Genomic DNA, 25447 nt, shown 5'->3' on the forward strand with positions numbered 1-25447 from the left:
CACGTAAGTAACGTTGTTCATATAAAAAAATAGCCAACCGCAATAATCGCGATTGGCTTATATTTAGTGTGAACAAATTGTATTCACTAACAACGTCAGTTGGCTAGGTGACCCTCGGCTTAAGAAGGGTCGAGCAGTATTATGCATTAATCATGCCAAAATGCAAAGACTTATTTTTGGGCACAAGATCTCATATAAGCTGGATTTATTCACGCGCAAATTATCAAAATGCAATTTGATAATGCAAATTGCAATTGCATAATGCAACCAAGATTGATAATTGATAGTAGAGTTAATCATCTCAAAAATGTAAACCAAGCATTAAAAGCTCGTTACGGCGGCATTGTCTTTTGGCGGGTAATAAAGATAGGCAATAGATTGGATATAAAACCAAGTAGTTACAGCACTATTTCATACTTTTTTCATCGCAATGTTTGTATACTCTCTGCCATCGAAACGACTTAGCATTAGAGCAATGAACTACTTAATTACTTTCTTCAAGGGAATCGCCATGGGTGCAGCAGATGTTGTACCTGGTGTATCTGGCGGCACCATCGCGTTTATCACTGGTATTTACGATACGCTGCTTGAAAGCATTCGACGCATTAACCCCTCACTTTTCTCTATCTGGCGAAAAGAAGGGGTTAAAGCCGCGTTTAATCACATCAACGGATTCTTCCTTATCGCTCTGTTTGCCGGCATTTTCACCAGTATTGCAACGCTAGCAAAGTTGATTACTTGGCTTCTTGACACACACCCGATCCCACTTTGGTCATTTTTCTTTGGTCTGATTTTGGTCTCTGTGTATCACATTATTCGTCAGGTTGAGCAACGCGATCTTGTCCGCTTTGTCATTCTGCTCGTTGGTGTCGGGTTTGCTTATAGTATTACTGTGCTCAAACCTTTACACATGGAACCAACGGCCATTAACACCTTATTCGCTGGAGCTATCGCGATTTGTGCGATGATCTTGCCGGGTATCTCTGGCAGTTTTATTTTGCTGCTGATTGGCATGTATGCTCCTGTATTAGCCGCAGTGAAAGGTTTTCAAGTCGATACATTAGCGCTATTTTTGTCTGGCTGCGTGATCGGTTTACTGTCCTTCTCTCACTTATTGTCGTGGTTACTACGCAAGTTCCGTGATTTCACCCTGATGTTTTTGACTGGATTAATGATTGGTACGTTGCCAAAGATTTGGCCATGGAAAGAAACCATCACTTGGCGCACCAATTCGAAGGGCGAACAAGTGCCATTGCTACAGCACAACCTATCACCATTTGAATTTGAACACGTGACATCACAACCTTCTCAGTTAGTACTTGCTGTCGTGATGATGCTTGCAGCCATTGCTCTGGTTTTGGGTCTAGAGAAATTCGCAGATTCAGATAAATAACTTTGGTATCAAACACATACTGAACCAAATAAAAACGGAGTCAATTGGCTCCGTTTTATCTATTGGCTAAGGGCAAAACATCTCAATTGAAAACTCTGCTGTATTTGATGCAATAAAGTCCGTCGCGTTACTAGGAAGCTGGTCACCGAGGTATAACGCACAATTTACTGAGGTCACGAGTTGGCGAGCGGCGCATCTGTGCTACGATGCTCGTAATGTTAAGTGATAAATGCTGAACCTTAATGAAACTGTTACAAATCGCCGCTGTTTCAGCCGCATTAGTTGCGGGATTTTATGCCCCGACTCTAATAAAAAGCTTTTCTTCTTCCACTCAAAGCAAGTCAATAGATGAATACTGCTTTCTCTCTACAACCTCTTGCGTCCAAGAAAATGTTACGATGACGCTAAACTCAGAAACTGCTCAACCCTTGGTTCCTACCACTCTAAATGTTGAGTGGCATACAAGCGATGCTAAGCAACTCATCCTAAGTCTTTCAGGAAGAGAAATGGAGATGGGTGAGCCTAAGTTTTTACTGAAGCAAATCGCTCCTGGCCAATATCAAGGTGACATCATTCTCCCGGTTTGCACGGAGGATGCAATGACTTGGGTTGGTGAACTCAGTGATGGAGAGAATACCGTTTACCCTGCTATAAAAATGCAAAGATAAGGAATCGTTATGAGCCGCAATTGGTCCCTATTTCTCGTAGCTGCTTTCGCACTCGGATTTGGCGTAAAGAGCTATTTAGATAATCAGAAAACGAAGCCAGAGCAAGTGGACAGTTCCACCTCTCAACAAACGGTATTGTTTGGGGAAAATAACCAAGCCGTCAATATCTTCGATGTGAATGACCCTCGCATCCGAGTCGTCTATTTTGGCTTTACTCGCTGCCCAGACGTTTGCCCAACTTCTCTTGCAATGCTGGCAGGAGCACTGAATCAAATTGACGACGCGCAAAAAGCACAACTACGCCCGATGTTCATTTCTTTAGACCCAGAGCGTGATGAGGCCGATGCATCAGCAAAATATGCCCATTACTTCCATCCAATGATTGAAGGCCTATCGGCACCACTTGATGTAACGACACCTTTGGCACACAACTATGGTGTCATTTTCCGTAAGACAGAATTGGAAGGCTCGGAACTAAAGTACACGCTGGATCATAGCTCTTACTTTTACTTCTTGAAGCCGGATGGCACGTTAATCACTAAAGTACCGCATACGCTCTCGCCGGCACCGATTGTTGAAGCCATTTCAAAACTAACGACCGAAGGCTCTTCAAATGACGGTTAAGTCAGTGCTGAAGCAATTTTTCAATTTCCTAACTCATACCAACCCCAATGTCGAACAAGACGTCGATACGATCATTGACGCCATTGGGGGCATAGAGAACCTGCTAGAAACTGGTGCATGTGCGACTCGGCTGCGTCTTACCCTCAGAGCGACGTCCGTCATCGATAAGAACGCACTCAAGAATCATGGCGCGCATGGCGTCGTGATATTGGATGATCGTCATGTCCAAATCATATACGGCTTAAAAGCCAACACGTATTCGCAGATTATGGAAGAGCGCATCACAAAACAAAGTTAATATTTTTGCAGTATAGCTACCCTCTTTAAAAAAGGGCGGCTATACTCTTTTGGCTTAATTAACTCACTTATTTATTAACCAACGAAGAGGACACAAGATGATTGTATTGAATAACACTAACTGGGCATCGCAAGGGTAACCCTAACAGCACCAACTCTGTGGCATAGCCACAACTCCCCTTCTCTGCCCGGTCTTCACCGGGGTCAACTCTATCCGAATTAGACCCTAATGCGATTTGTATTAAGGCGCTTTGTTGCGTCTGGGATAATTCAATAATGAATCAAACACATACTTTTTGTGACACATTAGTTTCAACTTCAAACCCTCTAAAACAATTGGGTTGGAAACCATTTTTTCAGCAACAACTGACATTAGACGATTACGACAACACTATCTTTGCTCGTGTAATTGCGCATCACCGAAGTGGTTATTTATTGGCAACAGAAACTGGGCAAGTTCATCTTAATGCCCACCATTCTTTACCCAATATGACCGTCGGAGACTGGGTAATCTTAAATGAAGATCAGCAATTTGTTCGCTTACTGGATCGCTTGAGCCTCTTTAGCCGCAAAGCCGCTGGCAGCAAAGTGGTAGAGCAACTTATCGCAGCCAATGTGGATACAGTGTTTATCGTCTGTTCCCTTAACGACGACTTCAATTTAAGTCGTATTGAACGCTATCTTGCCTTGGCTCATGAAGCCGAAGTCGAACCCGTCATCGTGCTTTCCAAAGCCGATTTGTGTGACAATACTGATGAACTAAAAAGCCAAGTACAGAAGCTCGACCCTCTATTAGCTATAGAGACAGTCAACGGCTTAGAAATAGAGAGTGCTTCTAAACTCATGACCTGGTGCAAAGAAGGACAAACCCTCGCTTTTATCGGTTCTTCAGGCGTTGGCAAATCAACTCTTGTTAATGCATTACTCGGGCAACAAGAACAGGCAACTGGGCATATTCGTGAAGACGATAGCAAAGGGCGACATACAACTACATCGCGCTCTATCCATCTATTACCTGATGGCGGCATCTTGATTGATACTCCGGGAATGCGCGAGCTTCAACTAGCAGATTGTGAATCGGGGGTCAGTGAGGCATTTTCTGACATTGAGGCGCTCGCTCAGCGTTGTCGCTTTGGCAATTGTAAGCACCAAACTGAGCCAGGCTGCGCAGTTCAAACTGCGATTGCAAATGGCACACTTGAGGTTCGTCGTTTCAATAACTATCAAAAACTATTGCGAGAACAAGCCTTTAACGGCGCGACTTTGGCAGAGCAACGAGCACAAAGTCGACGATTCGGTAAACTTGCTCGCAATGCCATGAGTGATAAGCGCAGGCGCCAACAAAGTTATTAATTTGTTGCGTTTGAGTTGTCAATAAAATCAAAGGAGACGAAAGTCTCCTTTTTAACAACTTTATTAAAAACCATTACTCATAACTAATGATAATTTTCAACATAAAAATCTTATTTAAATAACATTGAGCAAACATTTAATCCAAAAACAAACTAAAACTAGACACAAAATATTACCAAGCTAAGATATGTGATATTCAGCAAGAAAATGGCTGAATTTATAAAAACAGGATAATTGATAATCATGTGTCTTAGTGACCAGAAGCAATGCTCACCCCTTGCAATACAAGGGCATTATCGCCGTGTAATGATGGACTATTGCCCTGCCACTCTGGCATAAAATTGCAGGAATGATGTATGCAACACAACAGCCTCGTTGCCCGATATGCTCGTGGTAACCTCGTCGTCCAGATCCTTGTCGGTATCGTCTTTGGTATTTTGCTCGCGACAATTTCTCCAAGCCATGCCGAAAGCGCGGGATTAATTGGTAGCCTTTTTGTCGGTGCGCTTAAAGCGATCGCGCCAATTCTTGTGTTTATTTTGGTTGCCGCTTCAATTGCAAACCAAAAGAAAAACCAACACACTTACATGCGCCCAATCGTTGTACTGTACCTGATGGGTACATTCTTCGCGGCGCTATCAGCAGTGGTTCTAAGCTTCCTTTTCCCGACCAATTTAACGCTTGTCACCGGCGCTGAAGGTGCAACGCCTCCTCAAGGTATTGCTGAAATTCTACGCACATTGTTGTTTAAACTGGTCGACAACCCAGTAAATGCACTAGTAGAAGCAAACTACATCGGCATTCTTGCTTGGGGTGTGGGTCTGGGTCTTGCACTACACCACGCATCGGCAACAACGAAGGCCGTATTTGAAGATCTAAGCCACAGCGTGTCTCACATTGTGCGCTTTATCATTCGTCTTGCACCATTTGGTATCTTTGGCTTGGTTGCTTCAACGTTTGCGACAACGGGCTTTAGCGCACTAGCAAGCTACGCACACCTTCTGGCGGTTCTTCTTGGCGCAATGATGATCATCGCACTCGTTGTAAACCCAGCGATCGTGTTCGTTAAAACCAAACAAAACCCTTACCCACTTGTATTCCGTTGTCTACGTGAAAGTGGTGTAACTGCGTTCTTCACTCGTTCAAGTGCGGCGAATATTCCAGTAAACATGGCACTATGTGAGAAGCTAAAACTGGACGAGGATACATACTCAGTATCTATCCCTCTAGGTGCGACCATCAACATGGCTGGTGCTGCAATCACTATCACAACACTAACGCTTGCAGCTGTGCACACTATGGGTATCGAAGTTGATCTACTGACTGCGCTACTTCTAAGTATTGTAGCTGCGGTTTCTGCATGCGGCGCATCAGGTGTTGCAGGTGGCTCTCTACTACTTATCCCACTTGCGTGTGGCCTGTTTGGTATCTCAAACGACGTAGCAATGCAGGTTGTAGCGGTTGGCTTCATTATCGGTGTGATTCAAGACTCTGCAGAAACTGCGCTAAACAGCTCAACAGACGTTGTCTTTACGGCAGCAGTTTGTAAATCAGAGCAGCAAAAAGCTCAGTAAGACTGACAGAACAAAGAGAAAGGGGAGCCGATGATGGCTCCCCTTTTTTGTTTAATTGCGCTCAATTACGCGGTGACCAAAGCCACCTCTTCAATTGAGAAATGCTTACTTGGCTCAACAAACTCTTGCTGCGCAGCAATAGTTTGCAGCTCCCATTCGCCTGCATGGTACGTTGCACTTAACACCCCGTAGCATGCGTCATGACAATGTTGGAAAGCTTGCTTGGGAGACCAGCCTTTTAAGAGTCCCGCGGTAAAAATAGCTGAAATAAGATCGCCCACGCCAACAGGTTGTTTAGCAAACTCAAATTGAGGACGCTTCGCAAGGTAAATACCTTCTTGCGTAGCCAATAGCATGTTAAAGCTGCCATTTTCTAGGCAGTAAAGGTGCTTAACTAGCACCACTTTTGGACCTTTCTCTAGCGCACGTTGGCATGCGGTGATCGCATCGTCTAGTGAGTGGATTTCCATCTCAGCAAATTGACTTAGCTCGAATTGGTTCGGAACGATCACGTCCGCCATTGGCATCAAACGCGTTAGAAGATTTTCAGCAATGCCCGGAGCCACAATGCAGCCTTTGTCTGGCGCGCCCATCACAGGGTCGCAAACGTAAAGTGCGTTCGGGTTCGCTTGCTTCACTTTCGTCACGGTATCTTCAACAGCAAGGCACTGCTCTGCGCTACCTTGGTAGCCCGTCAATACCGCTTGGCACTTTTCCAGCGCGCCGATGTTACCAAGTCCACGAACTAACTCGCTGATGTCTTCAGCCGCAAACGCTCGCCCAGTCCAGCCTTCTTGATACTGCGTGTGGTTAGAAAATTGAACGGTATGAATCGGCCATACTTCGAAACCCATGCGTTGCATTGGGAAAACAGCACTGCAGTTACCAGCATGACCAAAAGAAACATGAGATTGTATAGAGAGGATACCTTGCATAGTACCTTACCTCTTATTGTAGTTATCGATAGTTCAAAGACAGCGGCAAGCGCCAGTTTTGCGAAACCAGTAGTGTATCCGACAAACCAAGATTCTCTAACTCAATTCTCCTCAATATCTTCAGAGTAAGTTGGAGCGCTGGTTTTCAACACCATCTTCTTAATTTCCATTTTGTCTTTATTCAGTGCGATTTCTAGGGTATCTCCTTCCCTTATCCCGAGCTGAGCTAGGATTACGATTGGAATGACTACGGCGGTGTCGTCACCGATTTTAACAGGTTGACTTATCATCTTTCGTCCTCCAAATGTCGAAAATGAGTTTTCACGTCATTGGATGTCTAGCCTCAAATACATCGAGCTGACTTGGATTTGGCGTAACATTTTAAAGACAAAAGAAAAGCCTCAATCTTGAGGCTTCTGGATAAGATAGGTTATGGTTGAAGGAAGTTTTGAGTGAAATCGAGCGCCTCTTTAGAAAGTTTTTTTTCGTTGGGCGATGTGCTTGCCTGACCTTCTGCTGTTACCGTTGTCATGTTAGGCTGAAAATCTAGTGTTGATGCCTCCTCCCAAGCCTCGGAGGCGTCTTTATTCTCATCATTCAACACCGCATTGAGCTCCTCTTCCGCAGGAAAATACGCTTCGCGTTTGTACACTTTGTTAAGGGCTCGAATAATAGAGTGCTTTCTCACCATTCCTGAGGCCAGTTTTCTTTGCAACGGCTTCGCTATGGACTGCAATCCAACGACAACATCAACACCAATATTGGTTGCCACTTCATCACGTAACGTACGCGCAGGTTGGTAGCCCATATTGGCAGCAAGAAACAGCCAAACGTAAGCAATTGCATTACCCGTTTTACCTTTATCCTTCCACGCTTCGCCAGCATGATACATCGCTTTAGCACTGCCACCTTCCGCGGCCCGTTCCAGCCAGTAGCAACCTTTAACCATGCTTTTTTCTGTACCAATGCCATTTAGGTAACATAAGCCGACTTGGATCTTGCCATCCGCACTGTCTTTTTCCGCCGCTTTCATAAACCAGTAAAGCGCATCTGCACTGCGTCCTGCACTATTGTCTGGTGAAAGCTGCCACTCACCCATGTAAAGCATGGCATCAATGCAGCCTTCCTCGGCTGCGGTTTCAATCAGTTGGTTACCTTTGGGAATATTTTTTTCCGTTCCGCGACCAAAAACCAACGCTTTGCCTGTCGAAAATTTCGCTTCGGTATCCCCTTCCATTCCCGCAATTGCGGTACGCCAGAAGTTTGCCTGCTCTTTTAAAATCACATCTTCGCGCATGCGTTCACTTAAGCGAACAATGCCGTACATCCCCGTCACATTGTCCAGTTTAGCGGCTTTATCATACCAATACAGCGCTTGACGAATGTTGTCCTTTTCGGCTTCTTTCGCTAGAAATAAAATGGTGGGGATATGCCCGGTTTCTGCTTTGAACTCTCGCTCTTTACGCTCTTGCTCTCGCGCTTTATGCATCGCCTTTCGATAAGCGGCTTCGCGAGCTTTCCTCTCTGCCTCGAGTCTCTGTTTCCGCATCGACAACGAGATCATCCACACAAATATCAGGACGAGTGAAAGGCCAGTTGCCGCAATGGCAATGCCCATACTACTCATAAATAGCCTCTTTTGGTTTCAGGGCCCAATTCAACTCCCTTTCAGGGAAATCTTATGATTACGCGCCGACATAACGCCGACTACCTTCATTATATAACGACCACTTAGCGAAAATCTGAAGCTTGCGAAGACTTAATGGCGGTATTTTATTCAACATCACTGCAACTTATTTTTAAAAGAAAAATATAGCCCTCATTTTTATAGAACTTAATCACGGTTTTGGGGCTGAGACATTCTCATCCCCTATCATCCCCCCTTACTCCTCCCATAAAAATTCACATTTTAATGATGTGCAGAATCTCTCACTATGCGCCTGTTTTATTATTTAATTTGTGAACAAAATCGACTGTGACAGAAAATTTGCACCTGTAAAAAACTTAACAGCCTGCTCTCACATTTTGCTGATGATTCAGTGTATTAGCATCTAATTGAACATTTCCTTTTTGGCATCTGCCTTTCTAGCGTGTGCAAAACCTTCTTGATGATTGAGTCAGCGAAGGCAGCGCGCAGCTCAATATCAATTCAATAACAATGGATTTGTAAACGTGGACAATAAGACATTTAAATTATCAACAATTGCCAAAACCGTACTGCCTTTGATTTCCGTCGCGGTAATCAGCGGTTGTGGTAGTGATAGCACGAACGAAGATACGACGAACCCTGGCTCAGGCTTGTACCCTGCGGGAGAGAACGAAGTCGTCATTTATTACAAACGTGACGTAGCATCAGCTTCAACAGCAAGCGACTACGAAGGTTGGGGCTTGCACCTATGGAACGGTGAGGGCTGTACCAGCACAGATTTAGACGCAATGGGCATTCCGGGAACAGGAACGGATTGGTCTGCGCCACACCCATTCGATGGCATCAACGACACCTACGGTGCTTACTACGTACTGAAAATAAACCCAGACGCCTCTGACCCACACGAATGCATGAACTTCATTCTGCACAAAGGTGATGAGAAAGCGTTCGGCAGCGCAAACTCAAAAGTAGAGTTGACGAAAATCGGCGAATCGAAAGGTTTGTTTGGCTTCCACGGCAGCAGTGAACTTTACTACGAGCCAATAGAAGAGCGCCCTGTTGATATTGATGGTCAAAAAGCCCATTGGTTAGACGCCAACACCATTGCATGGGAAGCGGCGACCAGTGCGGATTCCATGAAGCTGTTCTACAGCCTTAGCAATGACATCAAAATGGATGAAGACAAGCAAATCTCTGGCGGTACTGCGGTTGAGCTGACAAAAGCTGGTGAGTTATCTGATGGACTAAAATCACGCTTCCGTCACCTTGCTAGCCTTCAAGCTGCGGGTATCGATGTCGATGACGCAACCTTGCGTACGATCCTGAAGTCACAAATCGTTATGGTGGCTTACAACGCAAATGGTGACGTCATTTCTGCAACTGAAGTGCAAAAACCGGGCGTTTTGGATGCGGTGTTTGCCGATTCCAAGGCAGGTAACGCGATCGGTCAAGAACTCGGTGCGATTGTGGAAGGCGGTGCCGCAACCTTCAAACTATGGGCACCAACTGCCCAAGATGTTGATCTGATAATCTACGATGAAAACTTAGCAGAAGAAGCGACCGTTGCCATGACGGAAGACCCAGCAACAGGTATCTGGGTTTCTGAGGCACAAAGCAACGTTGTCAACAAATACTATCGCTACCAAGTTAAGGTGTACCACCCTACAACAGGGGTCGTTGAAACGCGTTTGGTAACAGACCCATATTCAATGAGCTTGTCTAAAAACTCGCGATACTCGCAAGTGGTTGATTTAGATGATCCAAGCTTAATGCCTCAAGATTGGAAAAACTACGCACGCCCAACGGTTAAAAAAGACGAAGACCACGTCCTTTACGAGTCACACATTCGTGATTTCAGTTTTAACGACAGTAAAGGCACACCAAGTCTTGATGGCAAATATCTGGCGCTTACAGAACCTGAGCGTGAGTCTGTTTCTCACTTAAAAGCCCTGAAAGATGCTGGCCTAACAACGCTACATATCCTGCCAGCATTTGATATTGCAACCGTGGATGAAGACGCTGACAAGCGAGTCGATATCACCGACACCGTGGGTAAACTTTGTGGCATCAAGCCAGAAGCCTCCATTTGTGAGACCGAAGATGACGGCAAAGTGATTGAAGAGGTATTAAATAGCTACGACCCAACAACGGGCAAAGCACAAGCGTTGATGAACGATCTTCGCATGCTAGACAGCTTCAACTGGGGTTATGACCCTTACCACTACACCGTGCCAGAAGGCAGTTATGCGACCGATCCTAACGGATCTAAGCGTATTCTTGAGTTCCGCGAAATGGTTCAAGCGACGCATAAAATGGATCTGAAACTGGTCATGGACGTCGTGTACAACCACACAAATGCATCTGGTGTGAACGAAAAATCAGTACTGGATAAGATTGTCCCTGGGTACTACCACCGCCTAAACGTCAACACTGGCGGAGTCGAAAACTCAACCTGTTGTGATAACACCGCAACCGAGAACTTGATGATGGGTAAACTAATGGTTGACTCATTGATGGTATGGGCGGATGACTATAAAGTCGATGGTTTCCGTTTTGACCTTATGGGCCACCAGCCGAAAGATGTGATGGTTTACGCACTTGAAAAAGTCCGTGAAATTGATCCGAATACTCTGTTCTACGGCGAAGGTTGGGACTTCGGTGAAGTCGCGCAAAACGCTCGCTTCGATCAGGCGACACAAGTCAACATGGCGGGGACAGAAATCGGTACTTTCTCTGATCGTCTGCGTGACGCAGTTCGTGGCGGAAGCCCGTTTGATGGCGGTGTAGATTCTGAAGGTAAGCACCCACTTCGCTTTAACCAAGGCTTTGGTAACGCCGCTTATCCTAACGAAGAAACCAAAACTGACGCAGAGTCGGTGAATGGTCGTTTACACAACCAAGATCTGGTTCGTCTAGGTATGGCTGGTAACTTGGCTGATTACATCCTTCTTGATTACAAAGGCGAAACCAAACTGGGTAAGAACGTTGATTACAATGGTGCGCCTGCAGGCTACACAAAAGTGCCATCAGAGAACATCTCTTACGTGTCTAAGCACGACAACCAAACATTGTGGGATAACAACGCCTACAAGATTGCGACAGGCACTTCATCTGCCGAGCGTGCACGTATGCAGTCTGTGTCCCTATCAACGGTGATGCTTGGTCAAGGCATTCCATTCATCCACATGGGTTCTGAGCTATTGCGCTCTAAATCCATGCAGCGCGACTCGTACGATTCTGGTGACTGGTTCAACCGTGTATTCTTCGACGGAAGCGACAATAACTGGAACGTTGGTCTACCACGTGAAGACAAAGACGGTGCAAACTGGGAGCTGATCAAAACCATCGTTGGTGACAGCACGGCGAAACCAGATTCAACCGACATCGAGCTGACTAAGCAACAATTCCTAGAGCTACTAAAAATCCGTAGCACAAGCGAACTGTTCCGCCTAGATACCGCGCAAGAAGTGATGAACCGTGTGGACTTCCGCAACGTAGGGAAAGACCAAGTGGAAGGCTTGATTGTGATGTCTATCGACGATGGTACATCAGCAGGTGCCGATTTAGATTCGAACTACGATGCTGTCGTGGCCGTTGTGAACTCAACATCAACTGAGAAATCTTTCAAGGTTGCTGGCGCAACTGGTTTCGAGTTACATGAAGTTCAACAAAACTCTGCGGATGACATAGTGAAAGGTGCAAGCTTCACCAATGAAACGTTCACAGTACCAGCACTGACAACAGCGGTATTCGTGCAGCCACAAAACGGCGCACAAGGTGCTGGCCTACCAGTAAACACGGATAACAAAGACGTATCGAGCATTCCTCCTTACGGCGAAACCGTTGTTTACGTGAAAGGCACGATGAACGAGTGGTCTGATAGCAGTGATTGGGCGATGACCTTTATTGGCAACGGTATGTACTCTGTAACTGGCGTTCTTGAAGCTGGTGAACACGAGTTCAAATTCGCGGACTCTGGTTGGGCAAATCCAAACATCGGTTGTGATATTGCGAATATAGCTTCTGGTTCACTAGACTTAGGTTCAGAAGGTAACTGTAAGCTGTCTGTTGCTGAAACAGGTAAGTACAACTTCACTCTGAACGCGCTGCATGTTCAAGATGAAAGCGTAGAAAAACCGGTCGTGTCAGTGACCAAATCAGCAGATGCACCAACATTCGGTGAAACAGCACTTTACTTACGTGGCACTATCACTACATGGGATGCTCCAGCACAAGACTCAACAGCGAAGTTCAGCTATGTTGCAAATGACGTTTATTCGCTAGACATTGACCTAGCGGCGGGCAACTACGAAATGAAAGTTGCGAGCGCAGACTGGGCAGCAGACACCAACTTCGGTGGCGAAGGCAGTGTTGAGCTTGGTAAAGCGCTAACGATGGAAGTCGGTGGCGGTAGTGCAAACCTGAAAATTGCGATTGCAGAAGCAGGAAATTACAACTTCCACTTCAACGCGGCTGACAAGTCGGCGCCAATCGTGACGGTAACGAAAAACTAATTTCATTTAAAAACATCCGTAATGAAAAAGGGGAAGCATCACGCTTCCCCTTTGTTTTGTTGGCGTCACTAAATGGTGGATACCAAAATCAAAAAGGTGTTAGTTTCCCCAAATCTGTTCAACAAACTCAGGATGATCAATGAATGGATTACGATTGCCCTGAAAATCAAACACTTGTTGATTGCGGTTTCGTTCTTTTTCACTAACGGGATCATTTTTGTGCCAACGTTTCAGCATGTTTAACATCCAAGGTTCAAAAACCGTTGAACTTGAACCATCAAGGACAGCATCCGCATTGCTTGAATTGCCTTCCCAGTTACCTACAATATTTTCATAGCGGGTTGCCATGTAGAAATAGGCACGAGCAAAATCGCCTTTAAACTCATCGATCGGCTCAAACACCGTGCCGGAGTAGCTCAGACTAGTGCTTGCTTGGCCAAGTTTAGAGCCATTACTAGACACGTAGGTCGCGGTGCCCACTTCACCAAATGGCCAATTACTGCGCTTCGCGTTTACATAACCATCAGTTGCAAACAAGTGATGACCGTCTGAGTTCATCGGCTCAACCTTACCGCCAAACCAGCTTTTCGGAAAAGAGTGCTCACGGTTGTAGCAATCCCCTTCCGTTTTGTATTGGCCACATTGGTCTGTGACTTTGGTAAAGCTTACTGTATCGCTAGCAGATGGCTTTTCAGAGTACATATCGAGAATAGAGCCATCATTTTCATAATAACGATCAATATCGGCATCTTTTACCAAGGTCCAGACCGCAGAATAGCCTCGGCTGGAGTGATTATTGATAATGTTAAACAACGCTGTTTTTAGAGCGTATCCCGTCTTACCAGATGCCGCTTGATAGTAACCATCAACCACTGGTGGGGTCGTCGTTGTGTCACCTAAGTTAAAATCGGTGGTTTCACTTTTCGAGAATTCAGCGCCAGAAGCAAGAGTCTTATCTCCCACCTTCAACGCGTAAGACCCCGAACCATTGCCACAGCAAATGCCGTCGCCATAGCTGTCTTGAATCGTAAATTGGTAGTTACCATCGGCCAAACACATAGTCTTTTCAACAGAGGTTGACGACTCATACCCCTGACCAGAGAAAAGCACTTGCGCTTGGCTATTTTTCAACTCCCAGCTAGTTTCTGAGCCATAGTTGTCCGTCGTGAGTGTAAGAACCACCTCATGATCACTACAATTTTCTACAGGAGGTTGTGTACTTGTCTCGGTCGGTTGAAAATTATCGACGTAGACAACTTCTGAGCCATCAAAACTGGCTTCATCGTAAAAACGCAAACCGACGTTGATGGTCTTGTTCGAGCTCGCTGTGTAGTTGTGCGCAAGCTCTTGCCACTGGTTTATCTGTTGTGGGTTCGAGTAATTGTGATAACCATCAACCACCAGACGTGCTTTTACATTTCCTTCGGTATGATAAACCGAGACAGAAAACGGATAGGTTTTCCCTTGCTCCACATTAATGGTTTGCAAAAAGTCGGTGTTGCTTTGGGTACCTGTATTCACGACGACCTGGGCAGCCAGACCACCCGATTTGATTTGCTCGCTGCTTGGCGACACTGTAATGCCCGCGTCAATCTCTGACCACTGCGTAGGTACATTGCCATTCCACTGTTCAAAGTCACCGTTGATAATTTGGCTATATGCAAACGGAGAGCTAACAGCAACAAGGAGACAGAGGGAGTTCGTTATGGATTTCATTATACTTTTCCATTAGTTATATAAATCCCAAACACGATAAACATATTAGTGGGGCATAAGTAATCCTTCAGTCACATTTTTACGTTGCACAAATGTTAATTTACTTTTTAATGTGCAGCTTATCTCACAAATATCCATCTGCTGAAAACAAATGCCAATACAAAAAGCGAAACAACTTGTTGGCTACATCGTCGTAAAACCATTAAGGGAAAAGTAAAACAGACAGAAAAAAGCCAAGTGTGCGCCTATGGGGGTCAGCAACAACACTTGGCTTGTTTATAAGAAAGCTTGTGGTCAGCTCAACTGGTGAGCATCAATTCTGGGTAATTCCTTAAGGTTTTACCGCAAAGAATCGTCCTTGTAGTGGCGACATCAGAATCTGATATTGACCATTACTCGGAGTAATTTTTTCATTCGTGAGCAAATCCACCAACTCACCAGTACCAACACTCTCCTGAGTAAGAGTGACGCTTCTAGCGCTCTCTAAGGTATTTAGCGCAAACAAGACTTTGTCCGAACCAGATTGTTTCAAGTCCACATAACTGCCGTTACTCGCAACTAAATTCGTGCGTGACCCTTGATAAAGTGCAGGATGCGCATCGCGCATTGTCATCAGCGATGTCACATAAGATTTGAGATCGGCTTGGTTTGCATCAAGCGTCGCCGTCACGCCTTCAATTTTCGCACTACTGCGCGCAACGTGATCATCGCACAAACCTTGAATGGCGCAGGTGCTGTTGTCTTCTTTTGCGGCAAAACCATCCACTTGATCCCCGATTTCATCACCGTAGTACAACGTGATTGGCCCGGTGTACGCCGCTTGGAAAGCAAACGCGGCTTTATGGCGTAACCAATATTCTGCATCATTCACATCCGCCAAGTTTCCGCGCTGTAACAAGTCACCAAAGCGCACTAAATCATGGTTGCCGATCATCAAATTCGGCTGCGCATGTGTTGGATATTGGTTGTGTGTGCTGTAGCCGTTGTCTAACCAATCCGCACCGCGACCACCCACGCCGCTCTCATTCACGGCCAAAGTTTCAACGATGCGATATCGCATAGGGAAGTCAAACGCAGAGCACAATGCTGGATCGCTGTTCGATCCATACGCCTCATTCGCGATTTCAGACTCCCCTTTCCAAATCTCTGCCACCATATAGCCCAACGGATTCACTTGTTCGCCTTTGCTATTGGTGTACGTCACACTTTGTGAGGCTTCATCGACGGCTTTACGAAGTTGTGTCCAAGCGTCTGTCGGAACTTGATAGGCTTGATCTAAACGCCAGCCGTCAATCTTCAGTTCTTTGATCCAATAGGTTGCCACTTCTTTGTAGAAATCGAGACTGGCCGGGTAATCAACGGGATTGCTCGATCCCGATGGCAACAAACCGGAGGGAGATGGTTTGATCAAACCATCTTTGTGATGACCAAATACACCATCAAAAAACACGTATAAGCCGCGTTTGTGTGCTTCCTCGACCAAGGTTCTCGCCGTTTCTAAATCACCAAAACGTGGATCAATGGTGAAGTAATCCGTTGCAAAGTAGCCCGTGGCATCCAGACGATCGGCCCAGTGTTCTTGGCCCACTATCGCTTCCGATTCAAAAACTGGCGTCAACCAAATCGCGTTCATCCCTAAATCTTGGATGTAATCGAGTGAATCAATCACTCCTTGCAAATCGCCGTTATGATGGCTGGTGCCATAACCTGTACCGTGACCAATGCTCGCATCACCATCCACAAAACTCTCTACCATGATTTGATAAGTACGAAGTTGGTTACTTTGCGCCATGACATTGGCTTGGCAAGCATAACTGGTATCCGGTAGCGGAGTGCTGCTATTAGTGTCGCCACCACCAGAAGAATTACACGCAGATAAAGCACCAATCACACTTAACGCAAGCAACGATCGAGACAGGCGATGGTTACGTAGGATATTACGCATTTTATTCTCCCTAACTTACTCAAATAAACTACGGAAATTTGAGTAATAAAATTAACCCCGACATGTGTTTCATGCAGGGGTTAATAAATAAAAATAGATTTTAAATAACTGAATGGAATATTATTGGCACTTATTTACCATGACATGAACAGGTTTGCCTTTTCCTTCAAACTGAAGACTCCATACATATTTACCATCTTCTTTAATATCAACCGAAGTATCCGTACCGTAACCACCAAATGTTAATGGTGTTAATTCACCAACGTTCATTCTATTACCTTTTGCGGTAAATTGTGGGAACCACAACTCGGTCGCGTACTGCATTTTGTAGGAGCCTACTTTTTCTTGAACCACGGCTTGGTAGAAATTATTCCCTTTGTAGGTGTATTGACGCTGAGGCACGTGTTTCCAATCGGAATCCGCAAACGTACCCACCACAAATAGTGGTTTAGAAATAGGTCCTTTCGCTGTGCTATCTGGGTTGTCACACGCTTTCATGAAAGCAACCACTTCGTCTTGAGACATATTAACAACAGGCTCTGCGGCCGCTTCTGGTTCTGCAGTCGATTGACAACCCACTAAGGCAGCAAGTAGAGCAGCAGCAAGAGAGGTCTTCATCATGTTCATTTCACGTAATTCCTTTTTAGTATATCCAAAGTAAAATAAACTCAACGGTTAAAAGAAATATTAATCGTTATTAAAATGGAAATATCAAACGACAAATAAATATCGTCAGATTGTGAATTTAAATCACTTCGAGAAGTTTGTTTATTTCCTAAGTACAAAAAATAAATTAGGAACTGCCATTAATTATTGATCCAACCTATATAAAAAACAAAGTAATAAAAATAATTATGTGAATAAGGTAACTCTATGTAGGGGTATTTTTATTAGTTTATTTTCTATGAAAAAGGTCAGCATTTCGCTGACCTTTTTTTATCTGATTATTTTCTATTTACGGCTTTCACAAACACTTGTTGTGCACCTTCAATACCTAGCTCTTTTGCTTCATCAAGCAAAGTGAGCGCTTTCGGAATATCATTCGCTGCGACTGCCGCTTCAATTGAGCTGTAGTAGTAGCTAGTAAGGTCCGTACCTTGGGGAATGTTGTCGTTTTTCGCAACAATCTTAGTATTCACAATATCATTCGCGGATACCGAAAAGCGGAACTGACCGAGTGGGCTATGTTTCGCTAGAGGGTCTGCAATATCTGGCGGCTGAGTGTGACGCGCCATGGCGAAGGCTTTTGCAGGGTGTAAAACTTGTGTACTTCCTTTTAGATCGGCGGAAGTCGTGTAAACCAACACATGCAGATCGTTACCTGTCATGTCTGGAATCACATTGAGATCAAGTACGAATTTATCGTTGTCCAACAGTTTTGCTGGTTCGTACTTAAACTTTGAAAAATCTGCTTGGTAAATGGTTTCTCCTGCCGAGTTCATCACTGCGACATTAGGAGCATAAAATTGAAGTTCTTTACTTACGAATGTCTCTAATTTGATATCGAGACTGCCACGGTTACCTGGAAGAGCAAACGCTGCAATAGCGCCAGCACTGTTACCATCCAACAACATTTGGCTTTTATCAGTCAAAGCGAATTCAGTAACCACAGGCACGTTAAGCGGTACCCATTGAATATCACCCGATTGCGTGATCACTTGTTGCTGACCTTTTGGACTCATCTCTACTTGTTCTACAGACGCACAACCAGTAGCCAACATGCCCAGCAGTACGGGAGCAAGCCATTTTTTCATTACTGTCTACCTCGACTCTTTATTGTTTTTTAAATAAATACAGCCAGATAAGTTCTGGCTGTATCATTCTAGGACAATTTAGGACTTAGTGGTTAGATGATTACCACCAAGCTTCAGCTTGTACACCGAACTGGAACGTATCATCTGAACGACCGTTGTCAAATGTGTTAGTGTTGTCTTCTTTGTCAGCCGTTAGGTAAGAAGCGTAAACACGGATTTCAGGACGAGCCCAGAAGCTAGAACCAGCAGACCATGCTTGAGCAACAGTTAGCTTACCGTATTTGTTTTCTTCGCCGTCGTTATCGTCGATAGCGTAACCAGCTTCGAAAATAGTTTTGTGGTTGTCATCCCATTTGTACATTGGACGAACAACAACAGACATTGTTTCCCACTTGTCTTGGCCAGCCCACATGTCTTCACCAACACCGTACACTAACTGGTGACCCATTTCCCAGCTGTCGCCCATGCCGATTACACCCCAGTTGATTAGGCGGTAACCAGATGCACCGTTGTCAGCTTCTGCGCCGTACCAGCTGCCGTCGCCGTAGAATGCCATTGTTTTAGAGTAACCTTCAGTACCGTACTGAAGCACTGTTTTGTTGAAACCAGCGTCTAGACCTTGAGTCAATTCTGCTGTGAACATTACGCCGTTTTTCGCATCTTTAGTGCCGTTTGGCGCAGCGTCAGTTTCGTTAAGAATTGCGTAGTTCAAGCCCATTTCTAGAGAGCCATTGTCCCATAGAGGAAGACCTGCGTAACGTACGTCTAGAGTGTTTACGTTTGTTGCGCCGCCATCGTTGCCTGGGTCTGCGATATCGCCGCGGTCGTTACGAACCCAAGCGAAAGAAACTTTACCAGGACCAGCTTCGATACCTTCAACACCAGCGCCCGCGCCAGAGATGTTCCAGTAGTAGAAGTCAGAGATATGAATGTCGTGACGTTGGTAGTAGCGTTTACCTGCCCAAAGCGTTGCTTCAGGAGCAAAGTTTAGTAGGCCTTTAGCTTGAACGTTGAACTGACGTAGTGCGAATTGTGCATCGTCTACACATTTCACTTCGCCGTTATCCAAACCACAGTTAGCAGAAGTGCTTTCCCAGTCGTTTGAACCGTTAGAAGTCATTGCAACCATAGAGTCTACGTAGAACGTTTTGCCGTTGTTGTTGTAAACTTCTTTACCTAGTTGAATCTCGCCGTAGATATCGCTTTCATTACCTAGACGACCGATCTTGTTCTTTTCGAATGTTAATTGTTGACCACCGTCAGCGTTCACGCCAACGCCAGCACGCATGTAACCGTGGAAATCCACTGCGAATGCAGAACCAGCAGCTAAAGTTGCAGCTACAGCAGCAGCAATTGCACTTACTTTTTTCATTCTTAACTCCATTAAGGGTATTTATAATTCTGTCTTCCCTGCTCACTCTTTTAGGTGAATATAGGCAGTAAAAACACACCTAAAGAAAGAGAGGTAAGATGGGAACGAATCCCCGTTTGTTTCAACAGTTGTGAGATTACCCGAGGCGTACAAGGATGACTTCCTCCGCCCCAAACTAATTTAAGGGGGATGAGAAGGGAGTAGAAAATTTACCGAATGGTGTTTTTTCGAGTCAGATCACCAATCTAGGGAGGAATTAGTAAGTTTGTTCGGTTTTGAGCCGCTACAAAGTGATAGCCATTTCATATTTTTGACTCTAAGCCGTCACATAAAGTAATTAAATTACACGAACATTTTTATATTTAGGGTGGTTGACCTTAGTAAGACAAAGTTTTTAACTTATAGTTTCCTAAAGGTAGCAATAAATATTAAATAAAGTATCTCCGATGACACGACTTCTCTCTCGCCCCTACCCCCTGGGCGCAACATTGAATAAAGAAGGCTGTAACTTCTCTATTCATGCTCCGGGCGTAAAAGACATTCAACTGGCATTGTTTGCAAACGATGGCAGCTACGAGCTTCACGGTTTACCGAATGAATACGCTGGCATACGTCATACTTTTATTCCAGATATTAAGCCGGGGCAAAAATACGGTTACCTTGTCTCCCACAAGGACGAGCCACTGTTAATTTCTGATCCGTACGCAAAATCAATAGATAAAGCCCTCCACTATCACCCTCCCTACTCTCCAGCCAAAAGTTTCGATATGCCGAAGTGCGTCGTTATCGAAGATGATTTTGACTGGCAAAACACGGATCACCCGCGTATACCCAGAGAAGAGATGGTGTTGTTTGAGACGCACGTCAAAGGGATTACCCAACGCCACCCAGAGGTTGAGGACAAGCTGAGGGGGCGCTATTTAGGTCTTGCATCACCTGAAATGCTGGCCTTTTACGAACAACAAAACATCAACACGCTGCAATTGCTACCTGTCGCAGCATGCATGCATGAGCCTCACCTACTAGAGTTGGAAAAGGTCAATTATTGGGGATACAACCCTTATCTCTTTATGGTGCCCGATCCGCGCTACGCAGAACAAGACGCCGTTACGGAATTAAAAACAACAATTCGCGAATTGCATAAAAACGGCATCGAAGTGATTCTCGACGTGGTTTACAACCACACTGCTGAAGGTGGTGAAGGGCCTACAATTTTCAACCTGAAAGCCCTCGACTCCTGTTTTTACATCAAACATGGCAACCACTTCGCCAATTACACTGGCTGCGGAAATACAGTGGATCTCACCTACCAACCAGCCTTAAACCTTGTGATGGATACATTGCGCTACTGGGTTAGCGAATTTAAAGTCGATGGCTTCCGTTTTGACTTGGCTGCAACGTTAGGTCGACAGGGCGATGATTACAACCCAGAAGCAGCTTTCTTTAAAGCCGTTGCGCAAGACCCAATTTTGCGTGAAACCAAATTGATTGCCGAACCTTGGGATATTGGTCCAAATGGCTACCAAGTGGGTAACTTTCCATTTGGTTGGAACGAATGTAATGACAAACTGCGTGATATTTCCCGCAGTTTTTGGCGCGGTGATCAAGGCTATTTAAAAGAGTTTGCCACTCGATTAATGGGCTCTCGTGACATTTACAGTGCAGCGAACTGGCCATACAAACTCACCGTAAATTACATCACGTATCACGATGGCTTCACACTGCAAGATTTAGTGTCTTACAAGCACAAACATAACGAAGCCAATGGCGAAGAAAATCGCGACGGTCACGGTGACAATCGTTCAGAAAACTACGGTGTTGAAGGCGAGACCGAAAATCTGATGATCATCGCCACGCGTGAGAAGCAAAAACGCAACCTTATTGCTAGCTTGCTGTTTGCCTTCGGTATCCCACACATTCTCACTGCTGATGTTCTGTCTCACACCCAAGGCGGTAACAATAATGCCTATTGCCAAGATAACGAAACCAGTTGGCTGAACTGGGAAGAGACAGAACGCAAGCAACATTTCAAAGCATGGATGTCACAAATGGTCGCCAACCGAAATCAATACATGGTGCCATTTATCCGAGCTTTCAGTGGCGAAAACCGCAATAACAACCGTATTTTCTGGCGCCGTACAGACGGTCGCTTAATGGAGCACGATGATTGGAACCGTTTAAGCTCTGTCGCACTTCACCTTGGTATCGGTAAAGAAGGGCAAGAGCTGGTCTACCTCATCAACCAAACTAACGCCACAGCTCGCTTTAAGCTCCCCAATGAGCGAAAGCAAGAATGGGTGACGATCTGTGATACAAACGTACGTAATCTCAACCCAGGACATGCTGAAGGCGAAGTCTTGCTGTCACCCACCTCGATGGTGATTTTGCACTATCAACCAAACCAAAGCACACCAAAAGGTGAGCAAACGCATAGCTAAGTTATAAACGCTCCAAAAAAGGAAAGCCGATGCATCTCAGTGCTTCGGCTTTTTTGTTGGTTAGATGTGCCTAACTCATTATTCGCAAGGCGGCGCTAGGTGGATCAAAGCCAATCCACCCAGTGACGTCTCGCGGTATTTCTTGTTCATGTCTTTGCCCGTTTGATACATGGTTTCAATCACCTTATCCAACGAGATCAAACATTTACTGTTACGTTTTAATGCCATGCGAGATGCATTGATCGCTTTCATTGCGCCCATTGCATTACGCTCAATACACGGTACTTGCACTAAGCCACCAATTGGGTCACAAGTCATGCCTAGTGAGTGCTCCATGGCAATCTCGGCCGCAATACAAATTTGTTCATTGCTACCGCCACGTAGCGCCGTCAAGCCAGCTGCCGCCATGGAAGAAGACACGCCAACTTCGCCCTGACAACCCACTTCGGCACCCGAGATAGACGCATTGGTTTTGTACAAAATGCCAATCGCACCGGATACAGCAAGGAAGTCTTTAAGCTGTTTAGTATCAAACTCTTTGATGAAGCGATGGTAGTACATCAATACCGCCGGAATCACACCCGCCGCACCATTAGTTGGCGACGTTACGACTTGTCCACCAGCCGCGTTTTCTTCACTCACCGCAAAAGCAAACAGGTTAATCCAATCCATGATTTCCATTGGATCGTTTTCGATTGCTGCATTTGCTTCAAGCTTCTTCAGCAAGTTTGGCGCACGGCGGGTCACGTTCAAGCCGCCATCCAAGATACCTTCTGTCTCGAAACCGCGTTCCATGCAACGCGTCATCACACGCCAGATCTGTTCTGCACGTTGATTGATGGCTTCCATATCCTGAAACGCTTGTTCGTTTTTCAGAATCATGCCGCCGAGGCTCATGCCGTTCTTCTCAGCCTGTGCCAACATTTCGTCCGCGCTGGAGAATGGGAACTCAACTTCTACGGGTGCAGTCGCACTGCCATTTTGCAATTCATCCGCCGTTGCGATGAAACCACCACCGATAGAGTAGTAAGTTTCAAACCCAACCTGATTGCCGTGCGCATCTAACGCAGTAATCGTCATGCCATTCTCATGCAGAGGAAGGTTCTCTTCGTGGAACAACATGTCCGTTTTGTAGTTAAATTCGATTTCATGACGGCCATCGACAGACATCATGCCCTCTTCAATCGCCTTGCGCATCGCTTTATTCGCAGAAGCGATTTTGATGGTATCTGGTTTGTTACCCAACAGACCCAAAATCGTTGCGCGGTCAGTATGGTGACCAATCCCCGTTAACGAGAGTGAGCCGTATAAATCGACTTGAATACGAACCACTTTTGCCAAGTTCGATTCAATCAAACGAGTGAAGTGGTAACCCGCGATCATTGGACCATTGGTGTGAGAGCTAGAAGGGCCCACACCAATCTTGTAAATATCAAAGATGGACAGCATAAACTTACCTATTACGACAATGCAGCATAAAGCCAATCAGGGAGAACCATACAAGCGGCGATGGTCGCCACAGCGAACACCAATAGCCCGTAATGGCTTGCGGTTGGCTTTGCAAAAAGATGTTTTTGATTATTGATAAAAATTTGTTGCTCGGCAGTCACAGCGCCCCAACGACGGCTTACTAACACACCAAACAAAAGGAAGACAAACGTACCAATTGGCGCGAACCACGGCCAAGCCACGTCGAGATACATGGCAGTAAACACCGCAATCACACTCATGATACTGCCAACGATCACGCCTTTCTCATTGGCTTTCGCCCAGAATAAACCAAGCACGAATGAACCCAAACGGATACCAACAAAGATGGAAGTCAGGCTAGCGATGGTTTTGAGTACCGATTCATTCGATACCGCGAGAAGAGCTGGCACTACCACCATGGCCGCAGCAAGCAAACTCATCTTTCTTGCGACTTTTTCATAGTGCTCATCATCGGCACTCTTGCGAACGAAACGCTTGTAGATATCGAACGTCGCGACGGTCGCCATCGAGTTGTAGGTCGAGTCCAAGGTCGACATTGCGGCCGCTGCCAATGCGGAAATGATCAAACCAACGACGATTGGGTTAGTGTGGTTGAAGACGAAATCCAAAATCACTTCGTTGCTGTTTTCAAACGATTGATCTTGATAGAAAACACTCAAAAGAACACCGAGTACCGCGAAGAATAAGTACACAAAAAATGCACCGTAACCACACAACAGCATCGACTTCTGCGCCGTCTTTTCACATCTCGTCGCTAACGTGCGTTGGATGATCAATTGGTTGGTGCCGTACACACTCAAATGCAAAAAGCTCACGGCAACCACGCCAGCCCAGAGTGTGGTATCTACGCCTAAATCAAAGTCTAAGTTGATGATATTCAGGTGATTACGAGAAAGGTAATCTGCCGCATTAATCTCTGTCATTAGAATGGCAAAGATAGCGATGCTGCCTGCTACCAATACTGCAGATTGCAACATATCGGTCCAGATAACCGTGGAAATTCCGCCCGCATAGGTATAGCAAGCGGTGAAAATACTAATGTAGATAATGGCTTCAGAAATACTGATAGGCAGAACTTGCACTAAGATCAGCGCCACGGCATACAAAATCACACCCGCAGAGATACATTGAACCACAATGAACACAATCGAGTTGATGGTTCTTGCATACACCCCAAAGCGGTGCTCAAGGTATTCATAAATCGAAGTCAGACCCAGCTTATAGAAGACAGGCACAAAGAAAATGACGGTGAAAAAGATAACGATGGGATAGTTAAGGTGAATACTCATCGCTTCCATGCCAGAGCTATAAACCCAACCAGGCATCCCTACAAACGTCATCGCACTAATGTAAGTCGCAAGTATCGAAACACCCGCCGTAAACCAGCCAAATTGCTTTCCACCCGTAGAAAAGTCGCCACCATTGCTGTAGCGCTTGTTCACTAAATAGCTGATTAATATGGTGATTAACACGTATAACGCAATCACCACAAAACTTGAGTACGTAACCATTTCAGGGTTTCCATAATTCTGGGTGCTAATTATTTGTGCTTGGATATTACTTTAAAAAAGCATATCTAAACGATAATCCCGCCATAACTGTGACTATAATCACCAATATAGACGGTTATATATTCAAAAATGCCAAAAAGACCGATTTAATGAGACTCCCATCACTAAAAACCACTAATTGGGTACGCATTCATTTTAAAATTGATATTGATCA

At 45.3% G+C, this 25447-nt stretch carries 18 protein-coding genes; 8 read left to right on the plus strand and 10 right to left on the minus strand.

Going from position 1 to position 25447, the window contains the following annotated elements:
* Nucleotides 1–475 precede the first annotated feature (475 nt).
* The 6 genes from R8O11_RS03070 to sstT all read left to right on the plus strand — a co-directional run bounded on the left by R8O11_RS03070 (nt 476) and on the right by sstT (nt 5909).
* The gene (locus R8O11_RS03070) at nt 476–1393 is read left to right on the plus strand and encodes a DUF368 domain-containing protein (protein WP_031778872.1); all 918 of its coding nucleotides are present in this window, start codon (nt 476–478) and stop codon (nt 1391–1393) included.
* Between the two features lie 242 nt (nt 1394–1635).
* A complete protein-coding gene (locus R8O11_RS03075; protein WP_025768641.1) occupies nt 1636–2061 on the plus strand; it encodes a hypothetical protein in 426 nt (141 codons plus the stop codon).
* Between the two features lie 9 nt (nt 2062–2070).
* Nucleotides 2071–2685 (plus strand): SCO family protein, encoded by a 615-nt coding sequence (locus R8O11_RS03080; protein WP_042522188.1) that lies wholly within the window; start codon nt 2071–2073, stop codon nt 2683–2685.
* Entirely contained in the window at nt 2675–2983 is a 309-nt protein-coding gene (locus tag R8O11_RS03085) for a PTS transporter subunit EIIB (RefSeq protein WP_005384641.1), read from the plus strand. Before R8O11_RS03080 ends, R8O11_RS03085 begins: the two co-directional genes overlap by 11 nt.
* A gap of 275 nt (nt 2984–3258) precedes the next feature.
* Nucleotides 3259–4335 (plus strand): ribosome small subunit-dependent GTPase A, encoded by a 1077-nt coding sequence (rsgA, locus tag R8O11_RS03090; RefSeq protein ID WP_158173266.1) that lies wholly within the window; start codon nt 3259–3261, stop codon nt 4333–4335.
* Nucleotides 4336–4691: 356 nt separating this feature from the next.
* Nucleotides 4692–5909, plus strand: a complete 1218-nt coding sequence (gene sstT / locus R8O11_RS03095) for a serine/threonine transporter SstT (protein WP_005374821.1) — start codon at nt 4692–4694, stop codon at nt 5907–5909.
* A 65-nt stretch (nt 5910–5974) separates the two neighbouring features.
* Here sstT and pdxY read toward each other — a convergent pair whose 3' ends face one another.
* The 3 genes from pdxY to R8O11_RS03110 form a co-directional block, all read right to left on the minus strand.
* Nucleotides 5975–6844 (minus strand): pyridoxal kinase PdxY, encoded by an 870-nt coding sequence (pdxY, locus tag R8O11_RS03100; protein ID WP_158173267.1) that lies wholly within the window; start codon nt 6842–6844, stop codon nt 5975–5977.
* A 101-nt stretch (nt 6845–6945) separates the two neighbouring features.
* Nucleotides 6946–7134 carry an AbrB/MazE/SpoVT family DNA-binding domain-containing protein gene (locus R8O11_RS03105; RefSeq protein ID WP_318193904.1) on the minus strand — a complete coding sequence of 63 codons (189 nt, stop codon included), beginning with the start codon at nt 7132–7134 and terminating at the stop codon, nt 6946–6948.
* 140 nt (nt 7135–7274) lie between these two features.
* Nucleotides 7275–8471 (minus strand): tetratricopeptide repeat protein, encoded by a 1197-nt coding sequence (locus R8O11_RS03110; protein WP_064376884.1) that lies wholly within the window; start codon nt 8469–8471, stop codon nt 7275–7277.
* 545 nt (nt 8472–9016) lie between these two features.
* Between R8O11_RS03110 and pulA the strand changes: the two genes are divergently transcribed.
* Nucleotides 9017–13006 (plus strand): pullulanase-type alpha-1,6-glucosidase, encoded by a 3990-nt coding sequence (gene pulA, locus R8O11_RS03115; protein WP_318193905.1) that lies wholly within the window; start codon nt 9017–9019, stop codon nt 13004–13006.
* Between the two features lie 99 nt (nt 13007–13105).
* Here the strand turns inward: pulA and R8O11_RS03120 are convergent, their stop codons facing one another.
* From R8O11_RS03120 to R8O11_RS03140, 5 genes are all read right to left on the minus strand, one after another.
* Nucleotides 13106–14722, minus strand: coding sequence for an endonuclease (locus R8O11_RS03120; RefSeq protein ID WP_318193906.1), 1617 nt, complete (start codon nt 14720–14722; stop codon nt 13106–13108).
* A gap of 331 nt (nt 14723–15053) precedes the next feature.
* Nucleotides 15054–16667 (minus strand): alpha-amylase family glycosyl hydrolase, encoded by a 1614-nt coding sequence (locus tag R8O11_RS03125; protein ID WP_054578621.1) that lies wholly within the window; start codon nt 16665–16667, stop codon nt 15054–15056.
* Between the two features lie 120 nt (nt 16668–16787).
* On the minus strand, nt 16788–17294 hold the full coding sequence (locus R8O11_RS03130; protein ID WP_054578620.1) for a hypothetical protein: 507 nt from the start codon (nt 17292–17294) through the stop codon (nt 16788–16790).
* Between the two features lie 317 nt (nt 17295–17611).
* Nucleotides 17612–18421, minus strand: a complete 810-nt coding sequence (locus R8O11_RS03135; protein ID WP_005374786.1) for a MalM family protein — start codon at nt 18419–18421, stop codon at nt 17612–17614.
* A gap of 100 nt (nt 18422–18521) precedes the next feature.
* Complete coding sequence (locus tag R8O11_RS03140; RefSeq protein ID WP_205391335.1) at nt 18522–19793, minus strand: maltoporin; 1272 nt, start codon at nt 19791–19793, stop codon at nt 18522–18524.
* A 446-nt stretch (nt 19794–20239) separates the two neighbouring features.
* On the opposite strand from R8O11_RS03140, the gene glgX reads away from it, so the two are divergent.
* Nucleotides 20240–22231 carry a glycogen debranching protein GlgX gene (gene glgX, locus R8O11_RS03145; protein WP_205391334.1) on the plus strand — a complete coding sequence of 664 codons (1992 nt, stop codon included), beginning with the start codon at nt 20240–20242 and terminating at the stop codon, nt 22229–22231.
* Between the two features lie 78 nt (nt 22232–22309).
* Here the strand turns inward: glgX and R8O11_RS03150 are convergent, their stop codons facing one another.
* Together R8O11_RS03150 and R8O11_RS03155 are read right to left on the minus strand one after the other, a co-directional pair.
* Complete coding sequence (locus tag R8O11_RS03150; RefSeq protein WP_318193907.1) at nt 22310–23680, minus strand: L-serine ammonia-lyase; 1371 nt, start codon at nt 23678–23680, stop codon at nt 22310–22312.
* Between the two features lie 11 nt (nt 23681–23691).
* On the minus strand, nt 23692–25233 hold the full coding sequence (locus R8O11_RS03155) for a sodium:solute symporter (RefSeq protein ID WP_017634478.1): 1542 nt from the start codon (nt 25231–25233) through the stop codon (nt 23692–23694).
* Nucleotides 25234–25447 lie beyond the last annotated feature (214 nt).

The sequence above is a fragment of the Vibrio sp. 1288 genome (assembly GCF_033344475.1).

Excerpts from the sequence above, each read along its gene's own strand:
- R8O11_RS03125 (WP_054578621.1), bottom strand. The coding sequence starts at position 16,667 with ATGCGTAATATCCTACGTAACCATCGCCTGTCTCGATCGTTGCTTGCG.
- R8O11_RS03120 (WP_318193906.1), bottom strand. The coding sequence starts at position 14,722 with ATGAAATCCATAACGAACTCCCTCTGTCTCCTTGTTGCTGTTAGCTCT.
- R8O11_RS03140 (WP_205391335.1), bottom strand. The coding sequence starts at position 19,793 with ATGAAAAAAGTAAGTGCAATTGCTGCTGCTGTAGCTGCAACTTTAGCT.
- R8O11_RS03105 (WP_318193904.1), bottom strand. The coding sequence starts at position 7,134 with ATGATAAGTCAACCTGTTAAAATCGGTGACGACACCGCCGTAGTCATT.
- R8O11_RS03150 (WP_318193907.1), bottom strand. The coding sequence starts at position 23,680 with ATGCTGTCCATCTTTGATATTTACAAGATTGGTGTGGGCCCTTCTAGC.
- R8O11_RS03110 (WP_064376884.1), bottom strand. The coding sequence starts at position 8,471 with ATGAGTAGTATGGGCATTGCCATTGCGGCAACTGGCCTTTCACTCGTC.
- R8O11_RS03075 (WP_025768641.1), top strand. The coding sequence starts at position 1,636 with ATGAAACTGTTACAAATCGCCGCTGTTTCAGCCGCATTAGTTGCGGGA.
- R8O11_RS03080 (WP_042522188.1), top strand. The coding sequence starts at position 2,071 with ATGAGCCGCAATTGGTCCCTATTTCTCGTAGCTGCTTTCGCACTCGGA.
- R8O11_RS03085 (WP_005384641.1), top strand. The coding sequence starts at position 2,675 with ATGACGGTTAAGTCAGTGCTGAAGCAATTTTTCAATTTCCTAACTCAT.
- R8O11_RS03155 (WP_017634478.1), bottom strand. The coding sequence starts at position 25,233 with ATGGTTACGTACTCAAGTTTTGTGGTGATTGCGTTATACGTGTTAATC.
- R8O11_RS03135 (WP_005374786.1), bottom strand. The coding sequence starts at position 18,421 with ATGAAAAAATGGCTTGCTCCCGTACTGCTGGGCATGTTGGCTACTGGT.
- R8O11_RS03130 (WP_054578620.1), bottom strand. The coding sequence starts at position 17,294 with ATGAACATGATGAAGACCTCTCTTGCTGCTGCTCTACTTGCTGCCTTA.
- sstT (WP_005374821.1), top strand. The coding sequence starts at position 4,692 with ATGCAACACAACAGCCTCGTTGCCCGATATGCTCGTGGTAACCTCGTC.
- glgX (WP_205391334.1), top strand. The coding sequence starts at position 20,240 with ATGACACGACTTCTCTCTCGCCCCTACCCCCTGGGCGCAACATTGAAT.
- pdxY (WP_158173267.1), bottom strand. The coding sequence starts at position 6,844 with ATGCAAGGTATCCTCTCTATACAATCTCATGTTTCTTTTGGTCATGCT.
- rsgA (WP_158173266.1), top strand. The coding sequence starts at position 3,259 with ATGAATCAAACACATACTTTTTGTGACACATTAGTTTCAACTTCAAAC.
- R8O11_RS03070 (WP_031778872.1), top strand. The coding sequence starts at position 476 with ATGAACTACTTAATTACTTTCTTCAAGGGAATCGCCATGGGTGCAGCA.